The sequence below is a fragment of the Escherichia albertii NBRC 107761 = DSM 17582 genome, assembly GCF_000759775.1.
Lineage (GTDB): Bacteria > Pseudomonadota > Gammaproteobacteria > Enterobacterales > Enterobacteriaceae > Escherichia > Escherichia albertii.
Map to the genome: position 1 here is coordinate 41,109 of NZ_BBMY01000002.1, position 24,379 is coordinate 65,487.

The following is a 24,379-nucleotide window of genomic DNA, read 5'->3' on the forward strand; positions in this document are numbered from 1 at the left end:
AAATCTCAAACGCCCCGCGTTGCGGAGTTAATAAAATGAAGTAAAGGTTTATTGTTGTTAGCTAAGGCGTTGAGGACCAGCGCGAATACCTTGCGCCTGGCTTATCCAGACGGGCGTGCTAAATGTCGCTTGTGGACTAAAATGCACATAGTCAATGCGATAGACATTCTCGGACGGCGAGCCTTCCTGAGTCAGCAGCGCGCTGAGGGTATCCAGTAACGCAAGATGTTGCGCCTGAAGAGGTAAAGTTTCTTCGGCAACAGGCAACGTTTGTGGCGCCATTGCGAAGGAAAGATGACGGATTACCGTACGAATGGCATGTTGATGCCAGTAATCAACGGAGTAATTCGAGCTCGGGCGGCGCGTATTTGCTTCCAGCAAGGCCAACTGACCAAAGTTAACTTTGGCGGAAGGTTCGTGATTACGGGTTGTCGCTTTTGCTGGCGCATTTGACTCGGCTGCGTTGCTGAGTACAGGCAGACCTAAACTCGCCGCGACCATCCCTAATAAGAGATGCGGCCAGAAGTAGCGTCTACCAAACTGTCGCCAGCGCGTCAGTATTCCACTCACGTTATTGCCATCCCGATCGTATTCAACGTTTTTCGCGCACAAATCTTATCATTAAAGCCTGAAATCCACAGCAGGAATGAAGATAAGTTGTGCGTAAAACAGCTTAAGAAAACAGCGATTGTGCAGTTTATTTTGCGATGGTGATAAAAAACCCAAAAAAACGACTGGTTCACCTGGCCGGAGAGAGTGCCAGATTTGCCAGTCGAATTTTATACGACAGTATAGATGTCGTTATGCCAGTACAGTCGAAGGCGCTTTGAAAGCCAACGGCAGTTCTGCGTCGTCCTGGAAGGTCACGTATTCCCAAGCTTCCTGTTTCGCCAGGACAGCTTGCAACAATTTGTTATTTAGTGCATGACCAGATTTATAAGCGGTAAATGCACCAATAATGTTGTGACCACACATAAACAAGTCACCGATCGCATCGAGCATTTTGTGACGCACAAACTCGTCTTCAAAACGCAGGCCGTCTTCGTTCAGTACGCGATAATCGTCAACAACGATGGCACAATCGAAGCTGCCGCCCAAGCACAGGCCACGGGACTGCAGATATTCGATATCACGCATGAAACCGAACGTACGCGCACGGCTGATCTGGCGCATAAACGCATCAGCAGAGAAGTTCATCGCATAGCGCTGGTTGCTGGAGTCGATAGCCGGATGATTGAAATCGATGGTGAAATCCAGCGAAAAACCATTGTACGGCCTGAATTCAGCCCACTTATCGCCATCTTCGACACGAACGGTCTCTTTGATGCGTACAAATTTCTTGGCGCAGTTTAGCTCGTCAATACCGGCATCAAGCAGCAGGTATACAAACGGAGCAGCACTGCCGTCCATGATCGGGATTTCCGGCGCATTAACTTCGATAACAATGTTATCAATGCCCAAGCCCGCCAAAGCAGCGTTCAGATGCTCAACGGTTGAAATCCGTACATCATGCTCATTGACCAGACACGTGCAAAGCATGGTATCACGCACAGATTTGGCATCAGCCGGGAAATCTACCGGTGGATTCAAGTCGGTGCGACGATAGATGACCCCGGTGTTGGCCGGCGCAGGGCGTAACGTCAGGGTGACTTTCTTGCCGGTGTGTAAACCGACACCCGTCGCCTGAACGATACGTTTAAGTGTCCTTTGTTTGATCATCGTATTATCTCGCCAAATTACCTATCCAACCGAAGTGTACTATACATTCGGCGGGCCAGTTTAGCACAAAGAGCCTCGAAACCCAAATTCCAGCCAATTCTTAATCAGCTTGCTTACGCAGGAATGCCGGGATATCCAGATAATCCGGCTCTTTAGCTGCTTGCGGCGTATTATCGTTCACGACTTTAGCTACCAGTTTCTGCTCTTGTGTCAACGGCGACATACCGTGTTGCTGGTAGCGATCCATCACCGGCTGCTGAACTTGTTTGTTCGTCACCAGAGTGATTTCAGGACGTTTGTCCATGCCGATACCCGTTGCAACCACAGTTACACGCAGTTCATCGTTCATATCCGGGTCAAGAGAAGTACCAATAACCACAGTAGCGTTATCCGAAGCAAACGCACGAATGGTGTTACCTACAGTCTCGAATTCATCCAGACGCAGGTCGAAGCCCGCCGTGATGTTAACCAGCACACCACGTGCACCAGACAGGTCGATATCTTCCAGCAGCGGAGAAGAAATTGCCATTTCAGCCGCTTCTTCCGCACGGTCTTCACCGCTCGCCACGCCAGAACCCATCATTGCGTAACCCATTTCAGACATTACAGTACGTACGTCAGCAAAGTCGACGTTCATCAGGCCCGGACGAGTAATCAGTTCGGCGATACCCTGAACAGCGCCTTTCAGTACATCATTCGCTGCGCCGAACGCATCCAGCAGAGAGATGCCGCGGCCCAAAACTTTCAGCAGTTTGTCGTTCGGGATGGTGATCAGTGAGTCCACATGCTTGGACAGTTCGGTGATCCCCTGCTCCGCAAATGCCATACGTTTCTTGCCTTCAAAGTTGAAAGGCTTCGTTACGACAGCAACGGTCAGGATCCCCAAATCTTTTGCCACTTCAGCAACGACCGGCGCAGCACCTGTACCAGTACCACCGCCCATACCCGCTGCAATAAAGACCATGTCTGCACCTTCCAGCGCCGCACGCAGTGCATCGCGATCCTCGTCAGCCGCATTACGACCAACTTCTGGATTAGCGCCAGCTCCCAATCCTTTGGTTATACCACTACCGATCTGAATCGTCTGCCCAACCGCTGTTTTACGCAGCGCCTGTGCATCGGTATTTACCGCGAAAAATTCAACACCCTCAATGCGCTCGCGCACCATGTGTTCAACAGCATTACCGCCGCCGCCGCCGACGCCGATGACTTTAATCACCGCGTCGTTGGTAAGTTCCATTGGTTCAAACATAGTTTCTCTCCGATTTGTGCCTGTCGCCTGAGGCCGTAATCACCGTCGACCTCATAAAAATTAAAACTCTTTTCGCAGCCAACTATTGAGTCGCTTAATCCACGAGCCAACTGATGCTGTAACACGTTTTTCTACTTCCGCCTCACCGCTAAGATGTGACTCTTTCCCGTAGTGAAGCAATCCCACCGCCGTTGAATAATACGGCTCCTGAGCATAATCCGTTAGACCGGTGATATTCAGCGGCGCGCCGATACGTACCTGCGTATGAAACACGCGCTGAGCACAAGCGGCAAGACCTTCTATCTGTGCCGCACCACCCGTTAATACAATCCCTGCCGCCAGGTGATGTTTCACCCCCTGTTGGCGAAGCTTTTCCTGTAGCTGCAATATTTCTTCGTTGACCAGGTTGAGCAACTCGGTATACCGCGGCTCAATCACTTCCGCCAGAGTCTGACGTTGCAGACTACGTGGCGGGCGGCCGCCTACACTTGGTACTTCAACGCTCTCATCTTTACCGACGATCGAGCCAAGCGCGCAGCCATGGCGAACTTTAATCGCTTCGGCGTCGCTTGGCGGCGTACCAAAGGCGTAGGCGATATCACTGGTCACAACATTGCCAGCATAAGGAATTACCTTAGTGTGGCGCAATGCTCCGCCGGTATAAACGGCGATATCCATTGTACCACCACCGATATCAACGACGCAGACTCCCAGTTCACGTTCGTCTTCCGTCAATACCGAATAACTTGATGCCAGTCCGGCAAATATCAGTTGGTCAACTTTCAGGCCACAACGTTCAACCGCTTTGACGATGTTCTTCGCCATATCATTGTGACATGTGATCAGGTGCACTTTTGCCTGCATCCGCACGCCAGAAAGCCCTACCGGATTCTTAATCCCTTCCTGATAGTCAATCGCATACTCTTGTGGGATCACATGCAGCACACGATGTTCATCGCGCACACGCACCGATTTCGCAGTATGGACGACGTTTTCCACATCTTCTTGCGTCACTTCTTCTTCAGAAATGGGCACCATACCAATTTCATTCTGGCAACTGATGTGCTTACCAGAAAGCGCCAGATATACCGAAGAGATCTGGCAATCCGCCATCAATTCTGCCTGGTCAATCGCACGCTGTACGCACTTGACTACGGACTCAAGGTCGTTGACACCGCCTTTATCCATACCACGCGACGGGCAACTGCCCACGCCAATGATATTGACCATACCGTCGGGCAGAACTTCCCCTACTAAAGCGGCAACCTTCGCGGTACCAATCTCCAGTCCAACTACCAGTTTTCTGTCCGTCGCCTTGATCATTGTTGTTCTGCCTGTGCCTGATTTTGTTGCTGAGTAGATTCCTCCGGCGGCAAAGGCGCCCAGCCTACTGCCGCACCAGAGTCATAACGCAAATCAACGTAGCTAATCCGTTTGCCATCGGTTTGCGCCTGCTGCTGTAAAACTGGATAAAGTTCTACAAAGCGAGCCAAACGTTTCATCGTATCGCCCCGGCCAAGGTTGAGCTTAATACCGTTATTCAGCGTCAACTGCCAGGAACGACGCGCGGTCATCGCCGCTTCCTTCAGAGTAAATCTGTCCTTTGCCAGCATCTGCCCCATTTCGCGATAGCCCTGCAGCACTTCATTGGCGCTGCCTTCCGGGCCATACAACATCGGAAGCACCTGCTTGCTGGTCCGATCCGGCGGCACGCTGAAGGTATTTCCTTCTGCGTCGACCATATGTTGATCATTCCAACGCGCAATCGGCACATATTCAACCAGATGAATCTTCAATTCATCAGGCCACTGCTTTCTGACGCTCACCTGCTTAATCCACGGCAAGCGTTGTTCAATTTGCGTCTGGATGATGTTTACATCCTGGGTCATAAAAGTACCTGGCTCACCCAACGCCAGGATCGACTGCCGGATGTCGTCATTACGCGTGTAATGGCGTTCTCCGGTCAACACCAGCTTTGAGAGCGGCAGGCGTTGTGCATCTTCCATCCAGCCCAACACGACCCAGCCGCTCACCAACACCGTCGTCAAAACGGTCAGCAGGAACAGAATTCCCGCCAGACGCGTTCCATTATTGCGGCGAGAAGAGATTTCTTCTTCGCTATTTCGCGTGTTCAGAGCAGCCTGCGACATATTAGTCCGCCAGTTCCAGAATTCGTACTACCAACTGCGAGAAGCTTAACCCCGCCTGACGGGCCGCCATCGGCACCAGGCTGTGGCTGGTCATACCCGGTGAGGTATTAGCCTCCAGCAGATAAAACTGTCCATCACTATCCAGCATGACGTCAATACGTCCCCATCCTTTGCAACCTAAAGTCATCCATGCTTTCAGCACTAATGCCTGTAAATTGGCCTCTTGTGACGCTTCCAGACCTGACGGGCAGAAATACTGTGTCTCATCAGACAGATACTTCGCCTCATAATCATAGAAGGTTCCAGCAGGTTGAATACGTATTGACGGTAAAATTTCTTCACCGAGTATCGCAACCGTGAATTCTGGCCCACTTAGCCATTTTTCAATCAATACTTCCTCATCATGCTGAAATGCCAATCTTAATGCATCTTGCAGAGTATTTTCTGCTACTACTTTTGACATTCCAACACTTGAACCTTCACGGCTCGGTTTAACGATGAGCGGCAAACCTAAGGCAGAAATATCTGCAATCTGCTCATCACTAAGGCCTTTTTCAAACTCTGCGCGAGTTAACGCCACCCAGGGGGCAACGGGTAAACCGGCACCTTGCCACAGCAGTTTGCTGCGTAGTTTATCCATTGACAGCGCAGATGCCATCACTCCGCTGCCGGTATAGGGCAGGCCCATCAGTTCGAGCATCCCCTGCAAGGTGCCATCTTCACCACCACGCCCATGCAAAGCGATAAATACTTTCTGAAAGCCCATAGACTTCAGCTGCGTCACATCAATCTCTTTCGGATCGACAGGATATGCATCGATGCCGCCCTCACGCAGCCCGGCTAACACAGCCGCGCCAGAATTCAGAGACACTTCCCGCTCTGCAGAGGTTCCGCCCAACAGGACCGCGATTTTATCAGTCATGTTGTTCTTCCTCTGGAGTTTGCGGCTTCAGTTTGATTTCAGCTAAAGAACGAGCAATTTTTCCAATATTACCCGCCCCCTGAACAAGAATCAGATCGTTGCCGGTTAAAACCGGTGCTAACATCTCGGCGACCTGCGCCGGATCCGGCACCAGAATGGGATCAATTTTCCCACGTCCACGAATAGTGCGACACAACGAGCGGCTGTCCGCTCCCGGAATCGGCGCTTCTCCTGCCGGATAAACTTCCAGCATCAGCAGGGTATCAACCTGCGTCAGCACATTGGCGAAATCGTCATACAGGTCACGGGTTCGGGTAAAACGGTGCGGCTGAAACAGCATCACCAGATTTTTATCCGGCCAGCCAGCGCGCGCAGCTTTAATGGTCGCATCTACTTCGGTGGGATGGTGACCATAGTCATCAACCAACATTGCGGTACCGCTTTTACCGTTCACCGGCTCCAACGGGAATTCACCAAGGAAATCAAAGCGACGACCAGTTCCCTGGAAGCTCTCCAGCGCACGCAGAATAGCATTGTCGTCAATCCCTTCTTCCGTCGCCACCGCAACCGCAGCAGCAGCATTCAGAGCGTTATGACGACCCGGCGCATTCAGGGTTACGCGCATCGGCTCTTTATCCTGACGTAACAGCGTAAAGTGTCCCTGTGGGCCAATCTGCTGATAATCTTCCACACGAACATCAGCATCTTCGCTGAAGCCATAAGTGGTGGTCTGACGACCGACGCGCGGCAACAACTCGCGGATCACCGGATCATCAACGCACATCACCGCACGTCCATAAAACGGCAAGTTGTGCAGAAAATTAATAAAGGTCTGTTTTAAATTCTCGAAGTCGCCCTGATAAGTATCCATGTGATCGGCTTCGATATTGGTAACAATAGCCACCATTGGTTGCAGATGCAGGAACGACGCATCGCTTTCATCGGCTTCGGCAATCAGATAACGACCATGACCTAAACGCGCGTGCACACCCGCCGCTTTCACCAGGCCGCCGTTAACAAAAGTAGGGTCGAGGCCTGCTTCCGCATAAATACTGGAAACCATCGCGGTGGTGGTGGTTTTACCATGCGTCCCGGCAATGGCGATACCGTGACGAAAACGCATCAACTCGGCCAACATTTCAGCACGACGGATCACCGGGATACGTGCTTCATGGGCAGCAACAATTTCCGGGTTATCGGCAGAAATCGCGCTGGAAACCACCACAACGCTGGCATCACGCACGTTTTCCGGGCGATGGTTAAAATAAATCGTCGCTCCCAGATTCGTTAACTGTTGCGTAACCGGATTTGGCGCTAAATCGGAACCACTGATCTGATACCCTTCATTGGCCAGAACTTCGGCAATACCGCCCATACCGGCACCACCGATGCCGACAAAGTGAATGTGCCGAACGCGACGCATTTCAGGCACGATGGAACGCAGTTTTGCCAATTGTTGTGTATTCATTCTTTACGCCATTAACTTCTCAAATTCATGCGATGCAAAAGGCACCGCCACAATTAATTACGCCCGGCAGCCCGGCTCACTTCATTTGCCACTCGCTCGGTGGCATCTGGAATAGATGCAGCACGGGCGCGCTCTGCCATGGTTAATAAGGTTTCTCGCGACCACCCAGCCAGAGTGTTGGCGACGGCATCCACAGTAAGTTGTGGCTGCTCGATAATCTTAGCTGCGCCGGCTTTTTCCAGCGGCAACGCATTCCAGTACTGCTGCCTGTCTTTGTGCTGAAACGGCACAAACAACGCCGGTAACCCCGCCGCGGCGATTTCACTTACCGTTAACGCACCGGAGCGGCAAACGACGACATCCGCCCACGCATAGGCCGCTGACATGTCATCAATAAATTCCGTCACTTTATGCTGCGGTTGTCCCGCCCCCGCATAAGCCTGCTCAACAGTTTGTTGCGCACCTTTACCGCTCTGATGCCAGATAGTTACCGTATCGCCCAACTTTGCCGCGACCTGCGGCATTGTCTGGTTAAGAATGCGCGCGCCCTGAGAACCGCCCACAACCAGCACACGAATCGGACCTTCACGACCAGCCATACGTTGCTGCGGCAACGGCAGCGCCAGCACATCAGTGCGCACCGGGTTACCGACCACTTCCGCATCAGGGAAGGCGCCCGGAAACGCCTGCATCACTTTGGTAGCAATCTTTGCCAGCCATTTATTGGTTAAGCCCGCAATACCATTTTGTTCATGTAGTACGACCGGGATACCTAATGACCACGCAGCCAGACCACCGGGTCCTGAAACGTAGCCGCCCATACCGAGCACTACATCAGGCTTATAAGCTTTCATAATCGCCCGCGCCTGACGCCAGGCGTTAAAGATACGCAGCGGGGCTGCGAGCAGAGCTTTAACACCTTTGCCGCGTAGGCCAGAGATGCGAATAAAGTCGATTTCGATGCCGTGCTTCGGCACTAAGTCCGCTTCCATACGATCGGCTGTGCCCAGCCAGCGGACTTGCCATCCCTGAGCCATTAAATGGTGCGCAACCGCCAGTCCCGGGAACACATGTCCACCAGTACCGCCTGCCATCACCATTAATCGCTTCCCTTGACCACTCATCGTGAACCTCGTGCAAACGCCTGCGCTTTCTCCAGACGCGTTTCATAATCAATACGCAACAGCATCATGATAGCTGTCGACATAATCAGTAAACTCGAACCACCGTAGCTGATCAGCGGTAATGTCAGACCTTTGGTCGGTAACATCCCCGCCGCCGCGCCTACGTTAACCAGAGCCTGGAAACTAAACCAGATACCAATCGAACAGGCGAGAAAACCGGAAAAACGGTGGTCAATTTCTAACGCTTTGCGGCCAATCGACATCGCGCGAAAAGCGACGAAGAATACCATTAAAAGCGCCAATACCACACCGACATAACCCAGTTCTTCGCCGATAATGGCGAAAATAAAGTCAGTGTGCGCTTCCGGCAGGTACTCCAGTTTTTGTACCGAGTTACCTAAACCTTGCCCCCACAGTTCGCCGCGACCAAACGCCATCAACGATTGCGTTAGCTGATAGCCGCTACCGAAGGGATCTTCCCACGGGTTCCAGAACGCGGTAACACGGCGGATACGGTACGGTTCGGCGAGGATCAACAGCACGACCGCTGAAATCCCCATGCCGATAATGGCAATGAACTGCCACAATTTCGCGCCAGCCAGGAACAACATCGCCAACGTGGTCACAAACAGCACCACCACCGTACCAAGATCGGGCTGCGCCAGCAGCAACACTGCCAGCACCAGAATCACACCCATCGGTTTCAGGAAGCCACGCAGGTTGTTACGTACTTCATCGCCTTTGCGCACCAGATAGTTGGCGATATAGCAAAACAGCGACAGCTTCGTCAGCTCCGCAGGCTGAATACGCAGTAGACCGAGATCGATCCAACGCGATGCCCCTTTAACCGAGCTCCCCACCACCAGCACAATCATCAGCAGGATGATTGACCCCAGCAGCATGGTCGCGCTGTAGCGCTGCCAGAACTCCATCGGCAAACGCAGCGTAATGATCGACAGAATGAACGCCATGATCAGATAGACGCCATCACGCTTGGCAAAGAAGAACGGATCGTTGGTTAAACGCTGCCCAATAGGCATCGACGCCGAAGTCACCATGATAAAGCCGATCGCTGCAAGACCAAAGGTCAACCACAGCAAGGTGCGATCGTACATGATTAGGCTGTCGGTATCTTTTTCCCGCGAGCCCATCACCCAGCCTTTCAGCGCCGTAAAAATCCATGCCAGAATGCTGAATCCCGGAAGGCGCGGCATTTTCAGGCGAGGGAGAGATAAACGCATCAACCGAACTCCTTCGCCAGACGGGCAAATTCATTGCCTCGTTGTTCAAAGTTCTTGAACTGATCGAGGCTGGCACAGGCCGGAGAAAGCAGAACCATATCTCCCGGCTGCACGCGCGGCGCCAATAGACGCATCGCCTGCTCCATGGTTTCGGTTTGTTCTGCCACGTCCGGGCGTAGCGCTGCCAACTGCGCGCCGTCACGACCAAAGCAATACAGGCGTACGTTATCGCCATTCAGATAGCGCGCCAGCGGGCTGAAGTCTGCCGATTTACCATCGCCTCCCAACAACAAATGCAGCGTACCGTCTACCTGCAAACCGTTCAGCGCCGCTTCCGTACTCCCCACATTGGTGGCTTTCGAATCGTTAATCCAGCGCACGCCGTTGTGCTCCAGCACCACTTCAAAGCGATGCGGCAGACCGGTAAAAGTCGTCAGTGCTTTCAGGCTGCTGGCGCGTGGCAAGCCTGCGGCGTCAGCCAGCGCCAGCGCCGCCAAGGCATTGGTATAGTTATGTTGCCCGGAAAGCTTCATCTCTTTCACGTTCAACACCTTCTCACCTTTCACCCGTAGCCAGGTTTCGCCCTGCTGATGATTCAGGTGATAGTCGCCCATATTGACACCAAAGCTAACGCAGCGTTCATCCGCGCCGCGAATTGGCATCGTTAAGGCATCATCGGCATTGACTACGCAAACTTTCGCATTGTCGTAAATACGCAGTTTTGCTGTGCGGTATTGCTGCAAACCAAACGGATAGCGATCCATATGATCTTCAGTCACGTTCAAAATGGTCGCCGCCACTGCCTGCAAGCTGGAAGTGGTTTCCAGTTGGAAGCTCGACAGTTCCAGCACGTACAATTCACACTCAGCATCGAGCAACATCAACGCTGGCAGGCCGATGTTGCCGCCCACGCCAACGTTAACGCCCGCCGCTTTCGCCATTTCACCCACTAAAGTGGTGACGGTGCTTTTACCGTTAGAACCGGTGATCGCCACAATCGGCGCTTGTGCTTCGCGGCAGAACAGCTCGATATCGCCAACGATTTCGATTCCGGCATCGGCAGCAGCGCTTAAGGAAGGATGCGCCAGCGCAATACCAGGGCTTGCGACAATCAGATCGGCTGCCATTAACCATTCATCATTGAGACCGCCAGTATAGCGTTCTACCGTTTCGGGTAATTTATCCAGGCCTGGCGGCGTCATCCGCGTATCCATAACGCGCGGCGTCACGCCACGAGCAAGGAAAAAATCCACGCAGGAAAGCCCGGTGAGGCCCAGGCCGATAATAACGACATTTTTACCCTGGTAATCAGCCATGATTAACGTACCTTCAGCGTTGCCAGGCCAATCAGGACCAGCATCAGCGAAATAATCCAGAAACGCACGATGACGCGCGGTTCCGGCCAACCTTTCAGTTCATAGTGGTGATGAATCGGCGCCATACGGAAAATACGTTGTCCGCGCAGTTTGAAAGAGCCGACCTGCAGGATGACGGACAGCGTTTCTACCACAAATACACCGCCCATAATCACCAGAAGAAACTCCTGACGTAGCAATACAGCGATAATGCCCAAAGCACCACCTAATGCCAGCGAACCGACATCGCCCATAAAGACCTGCGCCGGGTAGGTGTTAAACCACAGGAAACCCAGCCCAGCCCCAACAATCGCGGTGCAGACGATAACCAGTTCCCCAGCGTGTCGCAGATACGGTATGTGCAAATAGCTGGCAAAGTTCATGTTGCCGGTCGCCCAGGCCACCAGAGCAAAACCGCCAGCAACAAATACGGTCGGCATAATCGCCAGACCATCAAGGCCATCAGTCAGGTTTACTGCGTTGCCGGTGCCGACAATCACGAAGTAAGCCAACAGGATGTAGAACAGTCCCAGTTGCGGCATCACATCTTTAAAGAACGGCACCACAAGCTGTGTTGCTGGCGTATCGTTTCCGGCAAGGTACAGCGCGAAAGCAACGCCCAGCGCAATCACCGACATCCAGAAATATTTCCAGCGCGCGATCAAACCTTTGGTGTCTTTACGCACCACTTTGCGATAATCATCAACAAAGCCAATGATGCCGTAACCCACCAATACCACCAGCACGCACCAGACGTACGGATTAGAGGGATAAGCCCACAACAATACGGAGATGACAATCGCCGTCAGGATCATAATCCCGCCCATGGTCGGCGTACCGCGCTTGCTAAAGTGCGATTCCGGGCCGTCGTTACGAACAACCTGACCAAAGGAAAGTTTTTGCAAATGAGCAATCATGCGCGGCCCCATCCACAACGAGATGAACAGCGCGGTCAGCAGGCTGACGATGGCTCGAAACGTCAGATAAGAAAAGACGTTAAAGCCAGAATAATATTTGACCAAATGTTCGGCCAGCCAAACTAACATGTTCCATTCTCCTGTAAAGCGCGTACTACCTCTTCCATGGCGGCACTACGTGAACCTTTAACTAAAATCGTAATCACCTGTTGCTCAGCAATCAGGGTTTTAAGATGCGCAATCAACGCAGTTTTATCGGCAAAATGTTCGCCAACGCCACTCGCAACGCCAATAGCATGGCTTTGCTTACCCACGCTTAATACGCGGTCAATGCCTGCTGCTTTCGCTGCTTCACCCACCTGTACATGACAGGCTTCGCTTTCAGCCCCCAACTCTGCCATATCGCCAACGACCAGCACGCGGTAACCCGGCATTTCGGCCAGTACCTGTACGGCAGCAGTCATTGAACCGACATTGGCGTTGTAGGAGTCATCAAGCAACAACTGGTTTTCCGCCAGTTGAATGGGGAACAGACGGCCTGGAACAGCTTTCAGATTTGCCAGCCCTGCTTTGATAGCATCACGCGTTGCGCCCACGGACATGGCGAGCGCGGCGCCTGCCAACGCATTCGCAATATTGTGACGTCCGGGCAGCGGTAGCAAAACATCGACGCTACCCGTTGGGGTTTGCAGCGTGAATTCAGTACCGTGCGAAGTCACATGAATATTGGTGGCGGTAAAATCGCTGTTGGCGGCATTCGGAGAGAAGCGCCATACTTTGCGTGAGCCAATCACACTCTGCCAGTTCAGCCAGTCGTTGTTATCCGCATTCATGATGGCGATGCCGTTTTCCGGCAGGCCAGTAAAGATTTCGCCTTTCGCTTTCGCGACCCCCGCAAGAGAACCGAAACCTTCCAGATGCGCTGCTGCCAGATTGTTGACCAGCGCGGCTTCCGGGCGAGTCAGACTAACGGTCCAGGCAATTTCACCCTGATGATTCGCGCCAAGTTCAATCACCGCGTAATCGTATTCCGGCGTTAAACGCAGCAGCGTCATCGGCACACCAATGTCGTTGTTGAGATTACCCGCTGTATAAAGCGTGTTGCCGCACTGACTTAAAATCGCCGCGGTCATCTCCTTAACGGACGTTTTGCCGGAAGACCCTGTCAGGGCAACCACTCGTGCCGGAACTTGCTGGCGAACCCATGCAGCCAGTTGGCCAAACGCCAGACGCGTATCCTTGACGATTAACTGTGGCAAGTCGATATCCAGCGGGCGGCTGACCAGCAGCGCGCCCGCACCGCCCGCTTTCGCCTGGTCGGCAAAATCATGGGCATCGAAACGTTCGCCTTTCAGTGCGACAAACAGACAACCAGGCGTCAGTTTACGAGTGTCGGTGGTTACAGCATCCAGGGCGATATCAGCCCCTTTCAGCTCGCCGTTGAGAATATCGGTAAGTTGGCTAAGGGTTACGCTAATCATGCGATTACCCCCAGCAGCCGCGCCACCGTGACGCGATCGGAGTAGTCCAGACGCTGATTGCCGACAATCTGGTAATCTTCATGGCCTTTGCCAGCGACCAGTACGACATCATTTTCTTTAGCCTGCATAACAGCGCAAGTCACAGCTTCGGCGCGACCTTCCATTACTTTGGCATGTCCGGCATCTAACATCCCCGCCAGAATATCGTTGATGATGGCTCTCGGCTCTTCGGTACGCGGGTTATCGTCCGTTACTACCGCCACATCAGCAAACTCTTCAGCAATCGCCCCCATTAGTGGGCGCTTACCTTTATCGCGATCGCCGCCGCAGCCGAAGACGCACCACAGCTTACCCGCACAGTGCAGGCGCGCTGCCTGTAAGGCTTTTTCCAGCGCATCCGGGGTGTGAGCGTAATCGACCACCACTGTCGGTTTGCCTGGCGCAGTGAACACTTCCATTCGTCCGCAAACCGGTTGCAGACGAGCTGCTGTTTTCAGCAGCTCGGCCAGCGGGTAACCGAGCGCCAGCAGCGTCGCCAGCGCCAGCAGCAGGTTACTGACGTTGAATGCGCCCATCAAATGGCTTTCAATTTCGCCATCGCCCCAACTTGAGCTAAAGCGAATGGTCGCTCCACTGTCGTGATAGTTCACCTCGATCGCTTTCAACCAACGACCATGACAGTTTGAATTAATATGATCTTCCATTGATACCGCAACCGCGTCCGGCAGTTTTGCCAGCCAGCGGCGGCCCACTTCATCGTCGGCGTTAACAATCGCCTGACCGCAATGATGTGTGGAATAAAGCAGCCATTTCGCTGCTTCGTAGTGTTCCATATCACCATGATAATCAAGGTGATCGCGGCTTAAATTGGTAAAGACGGAGGCTGCAAATTTCAATGCCGCCACACGGTGCTGTACCAGCCCGTGGGAGGAAACTTCCATCGCGCAAAAGGTTGCGCCCTGATCCACCAGTCCCGCCAGCTCATGCTGCACGTCAACTGCCGAACCGGTTGTATTTTCTGTCGGAATGACTTTACCCAGCAGACCGTTACCTACAGTCCCCATCACTGCGCTGGTTTCGCCAAGCAGCTGGCTCCACTGCGCCAGAAGCTGGGTCGTCGTGGTTTTACCGTTAGTGCCCGTTACGCCCACGAGACGTAAATTATCTGAGGGTTCATGGTAAAAGCGGCCCGCCAGTGCCGATAAACGCTCATTAAGCTGGCTAAGATAGATGACCGGCACGCCGTGCATTTCACGGATTTCACCGTCGGTCGCCTCATCTTTCGCCTCTGCAATAATGGCAGCCACACCTTGCGCTATCGCCTGCGGGATATATCGACGCCCGTCCGCCTGATGACCTACTACAGCTACAAAGAGATCGCCCGACGCAGCCACACGGCTGTCGAGTGTCATCTCTCGCAGTGCTCGCGAAGGTGCACCGGGCACCCACGGAGCAAGAAGGTCGCGCAAATTACGATCTGCCACCTGTTCCCTCGCCTTGATTAATCACAAATTCATTTTTATCACCCGTTGTCAGCGCATCCGGTTCGATGTTCATGGTGCGCAATACGCCGCCCATGATGGCACCAAAGACCGGCGCGGAAACGGCGCCGCCGTAGTATTTACCCGCCTGCGGATCGTTGATAACAACAACCAGCGCGAAGCGCGGCTGACTCGCAGGCGCAACGCCTGCGGTATAAGCAATATATTTATTGATATAGCGACCGTCCGGCCCGACCTTCTTCGCAGTACCGGTTTTAATGGCGATGCGATAGCCTTTAATTGCCGCCTTCACGCCGCCACCGCCCGGTAGCGCCACGCTTTCCATCATATGCACCACGGTGCGGACAATGGACTCCGGGAAGACGCGTTCACCGGGAACCGGAGGATCAACTTTGGTAATCGACAGCGGGCGATAGATGCCGTAGCTACCGATTGTTGCGTAGACTCGCGCTAACTGTAACGGCGTTACCATTAGCCCGTAGCCGAAAGAGAAGGTGGCCCTCTCTATGTCAGACCACCGTTGTTTTTGAGGATATAAGCCACTGCGTTCTCCGACCAACCCCAAATTGGTCGCTTTTCCCAGTCCAAAACGTGAGTAAGTATCTACTAACGCTGAGGACGGCATCGCTAACGCCAGTTTGGAAACACCGACGTTACTCGACTTCTGTAATACCCCGGTCAGGGTTAATTCACTGTAGCGCGCCACGTCTTTGATTTCGTGGCCGTTAATTCGATAAGGAACTGTGTTCAGCACTGAGTTTTCCCGCACCACGCCGCGCTGCAACGCAGTCATCACCACCATCGGTTTAACAGTAGAACCGGGTTCAAAAACGTCGGTGATGGTACGGTTACGCATCGCCTCTTTTGGCGTGCCGCTGAGATTGTTTGGGTTGTAAGACGGGCTATTAGCCATCGCCAGCACTTCTCCGGTGTTGACATCCACCAGCACAGCACTACCGGATTCCGCCTTGTTAAAGGCCACCGCATTGTTCAGTTCGCGATAAACCAGCGCCTGTAGACGTTCATCAATGCTTAACGTAAGGTTATGCGCCGCCTGGCTGTCAGTAGAAGAGATATCTTCAATTACGCGACCATAGCGATCTTTACGCACAATACGTTCGCCCGGCTGCCCGGTAAGCCACTTATCAAAACTCTTCTCAACGCCCTCAATCCCCTGGCTATCGACGTTAGTAAAGCCGATGAGGTGAGCAGTCACTTCGCCGGACGGATAGTAACGACGAGATTCTTCGCGTAGATGAATTCCCGGCAGTTTCAGTTTTTTGATGTAGTCCGCCATGTCAGGGTTAACCTGACGCGCAAGGTAGATAAACCGCCCTTTCGGGTTAGCGTTAATACGTGCGGAAAGTTGATCCAGTGGAATGTTGAGTGCATTGGCAAGCGCTTTCCAGCGGTCACCAACGCTGATGCCGCCAGCGTCATGCACCTCTTTTGGGTCGGCCCAAATGGCTTTTACCGGCACGCTCACCGCCAACGGGCGACCGGAACGGTCGGTAATCATGCCGCGGGAGGTGGAAACTTGCTGAACGCGAAGAGAACGCATGTCGCCTTCTTTCACCAGCATATCCGGGGAGATAACCTGCAACCATGCTACGCGCCCGAGCAGAAAAGCCAGTGCCAGCAAAATACAACCGCATAACAACGCAAAACGCCAACTAATAAAGTTGGCCTGTTCTTCCTGACGTTTTGGTTTCTGCGTTTTCGCCGCTGCTTTCATGCGTCGCGTTTATCCTTATTTTTGTACTACGATATTTTCTTGTGACGGATCAACATGCTGCATTTGCAGCTTCTCCGTGGCGATCCTTTCTACCCGGCTATGGTCGCCTAGCGCATTCTCTTCAAGGATCAGGTTACGCCATTCAATATCTAAAGCATCTCGCTCCAGCACGAGCTGTTCACGCTGAGCGGTCAGCAAACGGGTATGATGCGCCGTGGTTACCACCGTCACCGCCGTCAAAATAATGCAAATGAACAAGCAGAGTGGCAGCTTCCCAAATCGCAAAAGATCGTCACCGATAACGCCAGGCAAGGCATGGCGCTCGTGGCTTCCCATCGATCCTTTAACTTTGCTTAGAGCTTCTGTCACTCTGCTGATCATGCGTTCGTCCTCTCTGCAATACGCAGAACTGAACTACGGGCACGAGGATTCTCTGCTACCTCTTCTTCGCCCGGCATCAACTTGCCTAATGCTCGCAACTGGCGACCACCCAATTTTTTGAGCTGCTCTTCAGTCATCGGTAACCCTGCCGGAACCTGCGGGCCACGGCTGTTTTCACGCATGAAGCGTTTCACAATACGATCTTCCAGCGAATGAAAACTAATGACAGAAAGCCGCCCTCCCGGGGCCAACACGCTGAGCGAGCTTTTTAGCGCCTGCTCTATCTCCTCCAGTTCACTGTTCACCCAAATGCGCACCGCCTGGAAGGTGCGGGTCGCGGGATGTTTGAATTTGTCTTTCACCGGCGTTGCCGCTGCGACCACTTCCGCCAGTTCTTTAGTGCGGGTCATCGGCTGTTCGCGGTTACGCTCGACAATGGCGCGTGCTATACGTTTGGCAAAACGTTCTTCGCCATAGGTTTTCAATACCCAGGCAATGTCCGCTTCCTCTGCCGTTTGCAGCCACTCAGCAGCAGACTGACCGCGAGTCGGGTCCATGCGCATGTCCAGTGGGCCGTCACGCATAAAGGAGAAACCACGCTCAGCGTCATCAAGTTGCGGAGAAGAAACGCCAAGATCAAGGAGAATACCGTCTATCTTGCCGATAAGATCACGCTCGGCGACGTATTCGCCCAGCGCAGAGAAAGGTCCATGAATGATGGAGAAGCGCGGATCATCAATAGTCTTCGCAACGGCAATAGCCTGCGGGTCGCGATCAATTGCCAACAGACGCCCCTCTTCGCTAAGCTGCGAGAGGATCAAACGTGAATGACCACCGCGACCAAAAGTCCCATCAATGTAAATGCCGTCAGGACGAATATTCAGACCGTTAACGGCTTCATCCAGCAGCACCGTAGTATGTTTATAGTTTTCCATCATTTTATAGAGACAAGTCCTGCAATCGCTCCGATAAGCTGTCGGTAGCCAACTGCTCTGCGTCGATATCCTCCTTGACTTGTTGATGCCAGGTCGTTTCATCCCACAGCTCAAACTTATTGAACTGTCCAACCAGCATCACTTCTTTCGTCAGCCCGGCATGTTGCCGCAGGACAGGTGCGACCAGTAAGCGACCAGCACTGTCCATCTGACATTCGCTAGCATGTCCTAACAGGAGGCGCTGTACACGGCGCTCAACCGGATTCATGCTCGACAGACGCGATAATTTTTGCTCGATAATTTCCCATTCAGGCAGGGGGTAAAGCAGCAGGCACGGGTGATGAATGTCAATGGTGCAAACCATTTGACCGGTAGCGTTCTCGAGCACCTGCTCCCGGTATCGGGTGGGCACTGATAAGCGCCCTTTGCTGTCGAGATTGACTAACGTTGCTCCCCGGAACATGCCAATCTCACCCCTTATTACCACTTTGCCCCACAATTTCCCACTAAAAGGAGTTTACGGAGCGGAGGAAAAGCTTGTCAAGCCAGTCACAAGGCATACCGAGGTAAAAAACCCAATGTTTACGGCTAATATCAGCGTTGTTTATTTTACGTCCAGCGTGCAAAGCAAATTAACGTTATGAATAGCTGTAAGAAAAAACTCCTCACCACCATCATTGTTTAAAAATGACTAAATATTTTCCGCAGAAAATATAAAGTGTCAGTTTGCGACGCGAGCGGCATTTTAGGACATATCTCCCCTGGATAACAGTCCCTGTTGCGCCTGCGCCACGCCTGATGTCAGTGAGTTTGCGCAAAAGAAGAGAAAAGTGTTTGTTAAATCGACAATTGCTCGCTGGCATGTAACAAAATAATGCCAAAGCAAGCCATCGTTGCCACTTAATTATTGTTAAACGCTGCAAAGAAAGTTAATTCGCGGGGTATTTAGAAGGATTTATCGATAATAGCCAGGAATTGTCTTATTTACATTAAGGATATTGATGTCCAATTACGTACTCGACGCGCCAGCAGAAAATTCCCCTGACGCGTATTTTTCATCTCGACTCAACTGCGGCTAAGTATGCCACGGCGATAGAGATTACGCTTAATGCGCGTTAAACCGGGTTTAGGCTTGCGGGGCTCGTCCAGGCTCGCCAGGACAATTTCCAGCACGCGTTCAGCCACATCGCGGTGACGCTGAGCCACAGCCAGTACCGGGCATTGTAAGAAGTCGAGCAGTTCGTTATCGCCAAAAGTGGCTATCGCCAGATCAGAGGGTAATTTGCCATCACGGCGCAGCGTAACATCCATTACCCCCTGCAACAGCGCAAACGAAGTAGTGAACAGCGCCTGCGGCATCGGATGCGTTTCCAGCCATTTTTCGAATAGCTGGGCGGCAGTTTCCCGCTCATAGCTGTTGGCATAGAGGAAATGCACTTCGCGCGGATCATCCTTCCAGGCTGTACGGAAGCCCTGCTCACGCAGGAAGCTGACCGAAAGCTCCGGCAGTGCGCCAAGATAAAGCACCGTCTCGGCAGGAAATTTGCGTAACTCTTCCGCCAGCATTTCAGCATCGTCCTGGTCAGCACCTACAACACTGGTGAAGTGTTCACGATCGAGGGCGCGGTCTAACGCGACAATCGGAAACGGATCATTGGCCCAGCGTTGATAAAAAGGATGCTCTGGCGGCAGCGAAGTCGAAACAATGATGGCATCGACCTGGCGCTGTAAAAGATGCTCAATACAACGCATTTCGTTGTCTGGCTGATCTTCGGAACAGGCAATCAGCAGTTGATAACCACGTTGCCGCGCCTGACGTTCAAGGTAGTTTGCAATACGGGTGTAGCTTGTGTTCTCCAAATCGGGGATCACAAGGCCAATAGAACGAGTGCGTCCGGCACGAAGCCCAGCCGCCACGGCGTTCGGGTGGTAATTGTGCTCACGCACCACAGCCATGACTTTTTCAACGGTTTTGTCGCTCACACGGTATTGCTTCGCTTTGCCGTTAATAACATAGCTTGCAGTGGTCCGCGACACTCCCGCCAGCCGAGCGATTTCATCCAGTTTCACAATTGCCCCTTGCGTAAAATGTAAAAACCATAACCATTGTACTGGTATGGGTTAAATTCATTAACATCTAAACGCAGAAAATTAACTGCGGCAACTGCTTTTATTCCAGGTTACCACTGAATTCGCAAAAAAAGCCCAACGTGGCATATTGGGCTGCAAATTGCGCATTGAGATCATTCTCAACGCATTATTTTATCGCCGCGCGAAAGTCCGACGACACCGGAGCGAGCGACTTCCACTATTTTCGCCACATCACGAATCGATGCTAAAAACGCATCAAGTTTATCGCTGGTGCCCGCCAGTTGGACGGTATAAAGCGACGGCGTGACATCAATAATTTGCCCACGGAATATTTCCGTATTGCGCTTTACTTCGTCACGTCCATAACCACTGGCCTGAATTTTCACCAGCATGATTTCTCGCTCAACGTGCGCCCCCTGCCCCAGTTCGCTGACGCGCAAGACATCGACCAGTTTATGCAATTGCTTTTCGATCTGCTCAAGTACTTTTTCATCGCCCACGGTCTGGATAGTCATGCGCGATAATGTCGGATCGTCGGTTGGCGCAACAGTCAGACTTTCAATGTTGTAGCCTCGCAGGGAAAAAAGGCCAATCACGCGGGATAACGCGCCTGATTCATTTTCGAGTAATACTGATAATATCCGGCGCATAATCAGGTTCTCTCCGTTTTGCTTAACCACATTTCATCCATTCCGCCCCCGCGAATCTGCATCGGGTAGACGTGCTCACTGCCATCGACGGTGACATCGACAAACACCAGGCGATTATTACGGACTTGCTCCAGCGCCTCGCTAAGCTTGCTTTCCAGATCTTGTGGATGGGAAATCTGAATACCGACATGACCATAGGCTTCCGCCAGACGGACGAAATCCGGTAATGACTGCATATAAGATTGTGAATGACGACCAGAATAGATCATGTCCTGCCACTGCTTCACCATCCCCAGATAACGGTTATTGAGATTGACTACCAGCACCGGCAATTCATATTGCAAAGCGGTAGACAGTTCCTGAATATTCATTTGAATACTGCCGTCGCCAGTAACGCAGACCACCGTTTCTTCCGGTAGCGCCATTTTGACGCCCAGTGCCGCAGGTAAACCAAAGCCCATAGTGCCGAGACCACCGGAGTTAATCCAACGGCGAGGTCTATCAAAAGGATAATAAAGCGCAGCGAACATCTGGTGCTGGCCTACATCAGACGTTACATAAGCTTCGCCTTTCGTCAGTCTCCAGAGCGCCTCAATCACCGCCTGTGGTTTAATCTTTTCACTGCGGGTGTCATATTTCAGACACTGACGCGCACGCCAATGCTCAATCTGCTGCCACCAGTCACGGATCTCATCCAATGGTTGATGAGCTGTTTCTTGCGGTAACAACTCCAGCATTTGATCCAGCACCAGCCGCGCATCGCCAACGATCGGAATATCGGCGGTAACAGTTTTTGAGATTGAAGTCGGATCGATATCGATATGTAAAACCGTCGCATTCGGACAGTACTTTGCCAGATTGTTAGTCGTACGATCATCAAAACGTACGCCGACCGCAAAAATGACATCAGCATTATGCATCGTCATATTGGCTTCGTAAGTACCATGCATACCCAGCATCCCCAGCGCCTGACGATGTGTTGCCGGAAACGCGCCGAGTCCCATTAATGATGAGACGACCGGGAGATTCAGTTGCTCAATCATTTGCCTGAGTTGCGCATGGCACCCCGCAGTCACAGCACCACCACCGACGTAAACCACCGGTTTTTTCGCTGCTGCCAGAGTTTGCAGCGCACGTTTAATTTGCCCTTTGTGACCCAGCATTGTCGGGTTATAAGAACGCATACAGACCGACTCCGGCCAGACATACGGTAATTTGTTCGCCGGATTAAGAATGTCTTTAGGTAAATCAACCACAACCGGCCCCGGACGACCACTTGCCGCCAGCCAGAAAGCTTTTTTCAACACCTGAGGAATGTCTTCCGTTTGTTTCACCAGAAAACTGTGTTTAACCACCGGGCGGGAAATCCCCACCATGTCACACTCCTGAAAAGCGTCATAGCCTATCAGTGAGGTTGCAACCTGACCGGAAAGGATAACCAATGGAATGGAATCCATATAAGCAGTGGCAATGCCAGTAATAGCGTTAGTTGCTCCCGGCCCGGACGTCACCAGCACGACACCGACTTCCCCTGTCGCGCGCGCCAGGCCATCAGCCATATGCACCGCGGCCTGTTCATGGCGAACTAATACGTGATCGATACCCCCCACGGTATGCAATGCATCGTAAATATCAAGGACTGCGCCTCCGGGATAACCGAATACTTGTTTAACGCCCTGATCGATAAGCGATCGGACGACCATCTCGGCTCCAGACAACATCTCCATGGCTTGCCTCACTGTTTAACAGAAAAAATGTGTAAAACACATTAACCGTCCGATATTGCTTAAGCAATTAGCAGGTAGAGCCACAAACGTGAAGGAAAAAGAATAAACAGGAGGCAAGGCGAAAAGAAACGGTAAAATACTCCAGAATGGAGGACTAAATTAACAATAAATCGGCTGAATCTTGCAGCTTACAGCAATTCCTCTATTTTTTTCATTATTCTTAAAACCAACAGAATACATATTCAGAATAAAATTCTGCGTTTAATAAAAAACTCAGAACAAACCAGATAATAACATCTGGTCTATTCTGCATTCAGTTAGCGCTTGCAAATAGAAGCTAATTGCTCTTCCATCCACTGGTGACCTTTATCGCTCCCGGCGGCTTCATGCCAGGAGAGATAACAAGTTCTGCTATTTTGTTTTAACGGCAACGGTAATACCTGTAACTCTAAGGATTCAGCGAACTCTTCAGCCAGCCAGCGAGGCGCAATAGCGACGAGATGAGTTTGAGAGACCACACTCAGGACGCTCATCATCGCCATTCCCTGATAAGCAATACTGGCTTGTTTATCGACTGTGTCATACCACGGCTGACTGAACGAAGCGAAACGATCCAGCGAAACTGCCGCATGCTGTTCGTTATAAACATCGTGTTTCAGTAATGGCCCTTTAATACTCGGATGATTCTTGCTGGCGACTAACACCATTTCATCTTTAAATAAAGGAATACTGGTAAATTCAGGGCGATGAAAATCTTCATAACTAATGACGAACTCTGTTTCCTGATAACGTAACTGATGTTCAGTGTTCTGATTTAAAGAGGACTTGAATACAACATGAATATTCGGCGCAACTTGTTCGATGTGATTATAAATCAACGAAGTCAGAATGCTGTCTAACGGACTGCAAACACAAAGATGGAATACGCGTTCACTGCTGGCAGGTTCGAATCCTGAGCCCGGTAACTCATTTTGCACGAGTTGCAGCGCCTGGCGCACAGAACCAAAAAGTTGAAATGCACGAGAAGTCGGTTGAATACCACGACCATAACGGACGAACAGCTCATCGTTAAACATCACCTTCAGGCGTGCAACTGCGTTACTGACCGCGGGCTGCGACATTCCCAGAACATGAGCGGCACGGGTAATGTTCTGCTCCTGCATCACAGCATCGAAAACAGTTAATAAGTTTAAATCGACCATGCGCAACTGCGGCTTGCTTAACTCTGCTAACTCTGGATGTTCTGTTTTTAGCTCTGACATACTTAACTCCACTGTCACACTTAACTCCCTTTCCCTTATTGGAATGCAGAGAAATAATCCTGGAAAATATGATTTACCATGCATATAAAATAAGAAAAAGTAAAATGCGTAAAATTAAGAAAACATAAAGATACGGGTTCTGATAAAAACAGAATCCACCACTGTGTAGAGAGTCATTCACCACAGCACGATAATCCATAATACTTTTGTTGCGAAAACAATCTAATCATAAGTCTCACGAATACTCAATAATCCGCAAAATGGATTAAATGTGCGTATTTAATAAATAATTTATATGTTTAATGCGCTAATTTTTAACATTAATTGATCAATAATATTCGCCAGATGAATATAAAAATATTCATGAGATATATAATTCGATACAGATCATCAGGATAACGAAGGTAGCGAGCACGTTTTATCCTCTTTTGTCCCCTTGATAAAATGCAATAAATTATCCCGAAGTA

The 24,379-nt window shown here is 51.6% G+C and carries 22 protein-coding genes; all 22 read right to left on the minus strand.

Features of this window, described 5'->3' with window-relative positions:
* Window positions 1–57: 57 nt before the first annotated feature.
* The 22 genes from secM to leuO all read right to left on the minus strand — a co-directional run bounded on the left by secM (window position 58) and on the right by leuO (window position 23,912).
* A complete protein-coding gene (secM, locus tag EA14781_RS00910) occupies window positions 58–570 on the minus strand; it encodes a secA translation cis-regulator SecM (RefSeq protein ID WP_024164640.1) in 513 nt (170 codons plus the stop codon).
* A gap of 231 nt (window positions 571–801) precedes the next feature.
* A complete protein-coding gene (lpxC, locus tag EA14781_RS00915; protein ID WP_000595486.1) occupies window positions 802–1,719 on the minus strand; it encodes a UDP-3-O-acyl-N-acetylglucosamine deacetylase in 918 nt (305 codons plus the stop codon).
* A gap of 100 nt (window positions 1,720–1,819) precedes the next feature.
* Window positions 1,820–2,971 carry a cell division protein FtsZ gene (gene ftsZ / locus EA14781_RS00920; protein WP_000462778.1) on the minus strand — a complete coding sequence of 384 codons (1,152 nt, stop codon included), beginning with the start codon at window positions 2,969–2,971 and terminating at the stop codon, window positions 1,820–1,822.
* Between the two features lie 60 nt (window positions 2,972–3,031).
* Window positions 3,032–4,294, minus strand: a complete 1,263-nt coding sequence (gene ftsA, locus EA14781_RS00925; protein ID WP_000588477.1) for a cell division protein FtsA — start codon at window positions 4,292–4,294, stop codon at window positions 3,032–3,034.
* Window positions 4,291–5,121 carry a cell division protein FtsQ gene (gene ftsQ, locus EA14781_RS00930; protein ID WP_000075733.1) on the minus strand — a complete coding sequence of 277 codons (831 nt, stop codon included), beginning with the start codon at window positions 5,119–5,121 and terminating at the stop codon, window positions 4,291–4,293. The genes ftsA and ftsQ overlap by 4 nt, the downstream gene beginning before the upstream one ends.
* Before the next feature lies 1 nt (window position 5,122).
* Window positions 5,123–6,043 carry a D-alanine--D-alanine ligase gene (gene ddlB, locus EA14781_RS00935; protein ID WP_000130031.1) on the minus strand — a complete coding sequence of 307 codons (921 nt, stop codon included), beginning with the start codon at window positions 6,041–6,043 and terminating at the stop codon, window positions 5,123–5,125.
* On the minus strand, window positions 6,036–7,511 hold the full coding sequence (murC, locus tag EA14781_RS00940) for a UDP-N-acetylmuramate--L-alanine ligase (RefSeq protein ID WP_001096061.1): 1,476 nt from the start codon (window positions 7,509–7,511) through the stop codon (window positions 6,036–6,038). The genes ddlB and murC overlap by 8 nt, the downstream gene beginning before the upstream one ends.
* A 53-nt stretch (window positions 7,512–7,564) precedes the next feature.
* Window positions 7,565–8,635, minus strand: a complete 1,071-nt coding sequence (gene murG / locus EA14781_RS00945; RefSeq protein ID WP_000016576.1) for an undecaprenyldiphospho-muramoylpentapeptide beta-N-acetylglucosaminyltransferase — start codon at window positions 8,633–8,635, stop codon at window positions 7,565–7,567.
* Window positions 8,632–9,876, minus strand: a complete 1,245-nt coding sequence (gene ftsW / locus EA14781_RS00950) for a cell division protein FtsW (protein ID WP_002430300.1) — start codon at window positions 9,874–9,876, stop codon at window positions 8,632–8,634. Before ftsW ends, murG begins: the two co-directional genes overlap by 4 nt.
* A complete protein-coding gene (murD, locus tag EA14781_RS00955; protein WP_000796490.1) occupies window positions 9,876–11,192 on the minus strand; it encodes a UDP-N-acetylmuramoyl-L-alanine--D-glutamate ligase in 1,317 nt (438 codons plus the stop codon). The genes ftsW and murD overlap by 1 nt, the downstream gene beginning before the upstream one ends.
* A 2-nt stretch (window positions 11,193–11,194) precedes the next feature.
* Window positions 11,195–12,277 carry a phospho-N-acetylmuramoyl-pentapeptide-transferase gene (gene mraY / locus EA14781_RS00960; protein WP_000964123.1) on the minus strand — a complete coding sequence of 361 codons (1,083 nt, stop codon included), beginning with the start codon at window positions 12,275–12,277 and terminating at the stop codon, window positions 11,195–11,197.
* Window positions 12,271–13,629: a UDP-N-acetylmuramoyl-tripeptide--D-alanyl-D-alanine ligase gene (gene murF, locus EA14781_RS00965; RefSeq protein ID WP_000626656.1), complete on the minus strand. Its 1,359-nt coding sequence runs from the start codon at window positions 13,627–13,629 to the stop codon at window positions 12,271–12,273. Before murF ends, mraY begins: the two co-directional genes overlap by 7 nt.
* Window positions 13,626–15,113, minus strand: coding sequence for a UDP-N-acetylmuramoyl-L-alanyl-D-glutamate--2,6-diaminopimelate ligase (gene murE, locus EA14781_RS00970; protein ID WP_000785159.1), 1,488 nt, complete (start codon window positions 15,111–15,113; stop codon window positions 13,626–13,628). Before murE ends, murF begins: the two co-directional genes overlap by 4 nt.
* The gene (ftsI, locus tag EA14781_RS00975; protein ID WP_000642226.1) at window positions 15,100–16,866 is read right to left on the minus strand and encodes a peptidoglycan glycosyltransferase FtsI; all 1,767 of its coding nucleotides are present in this window, start codon (window positions 16,864–16,866) and stop codon (window positions 15,100–15,102) included. Before ftsI ends, murE begins: the two co-directional genes overlap by 14 nt.
* A 15-nt stretch (window positions 16,867–16,881) precedes the next feature.
* Window positions 16,882–17,247: a cell division protein FtsL gene (ftsL, locus tag EA14781_RS00980; protein ID WP_000625658.1), complete on the minus strand. Its 366-nt coding sequence runs from the start codon at window positions 17,245–17,247 to the stop codon at window positions 16,882–16,884.
* Window positions 17,244–18,185, minus strand: coding sequence for a 16S rRNA (cytosine(1402)-N(4))-methyltransferase RsmH (gene rsmH, locus EA14781_RS00985; protein ID WP_000970496.1), 942 nt, complete (start codon window positions 18,183–18,185; stop codon window positions 17,244–17,246). Before rsmH ends, ftsL begins: the two co-directional genes overlap by 4 nt.
* Window position 18,186: 1 nt before the next feature.
* A complete protein-coding gene (gene mraZ, locus EA14781_RS00990; RefSeq protein ID WP_024164641.1) occupies window positions 18,187–18,645 on the minus strand; it encodes a division/cell wall cluster transcriptional repressor MraZ in 459 nt (152 codons plus the stop codon).
* A 602-nt stretch (window positions 18,646–19,247) separates the two neighbouring features.
* A complete protein-coding gene (gene cra, locus EA14781_RS00995) occupies window positions 19,248–20,252 on the minus strand; it encodes a catabolite repressor/activator (protein ID WP_000762403.1) in 1,005 nt (334 codons plus the stop codon).
* Window positions 20,253–20,333: 81 nt separating this feature from the next.
* Window positions 20,334–20,420: a hypothetical protein gene (locus EA14781_RS24590; RefSeq protein WP_032275039.1), complete on the minus strand. Its 87-nt coding sequence runs from the start codon at window positions 20,418–20,420 to the stop codon at window positions 20,334–20,336.
* An 11-nt stretch (window positions 20,421–20,431) separates the two neighbouring features.
* On the minus strand, window positions 20,432–20,923 hold the full coding sequence (gene ilvN, locus EA14781_RS01005) for an acetolactate synthase small subunit (protein WP_024164642.1): 492 nt from the start codon (window positions 20,921–20,923) through the stop codon (window positions 20,432–20,434).
* Between the two features lie 2 nt (window positions 20,924–20,925).
* A complete protein-coding gene (ilvI, locus tag EA14781_RS01010; RefSeq protein ID WP_000425625.1) occupies window positions 20,926–22,650 on the minus strand; it encodes an acetolactate synthase 3 large subunit in 1,725 nt (574 codons plus the stop codon).
* Window positions 22,651–22,967: 317 nt separating this feature from the next.
* Window positions 22,968–23,912, minus strand: coding sequence for a transcriptional regulator LeuO (gene leuO / locus EA14781_RS01015; protein ID WP_002430304.1), 945 nt, complete (start codon window positions 23,910–23,912; stop codon window positions 22,968–22,970).
* Window positions 23,913–24,379 lie beyond the last annotated feature (467 nt).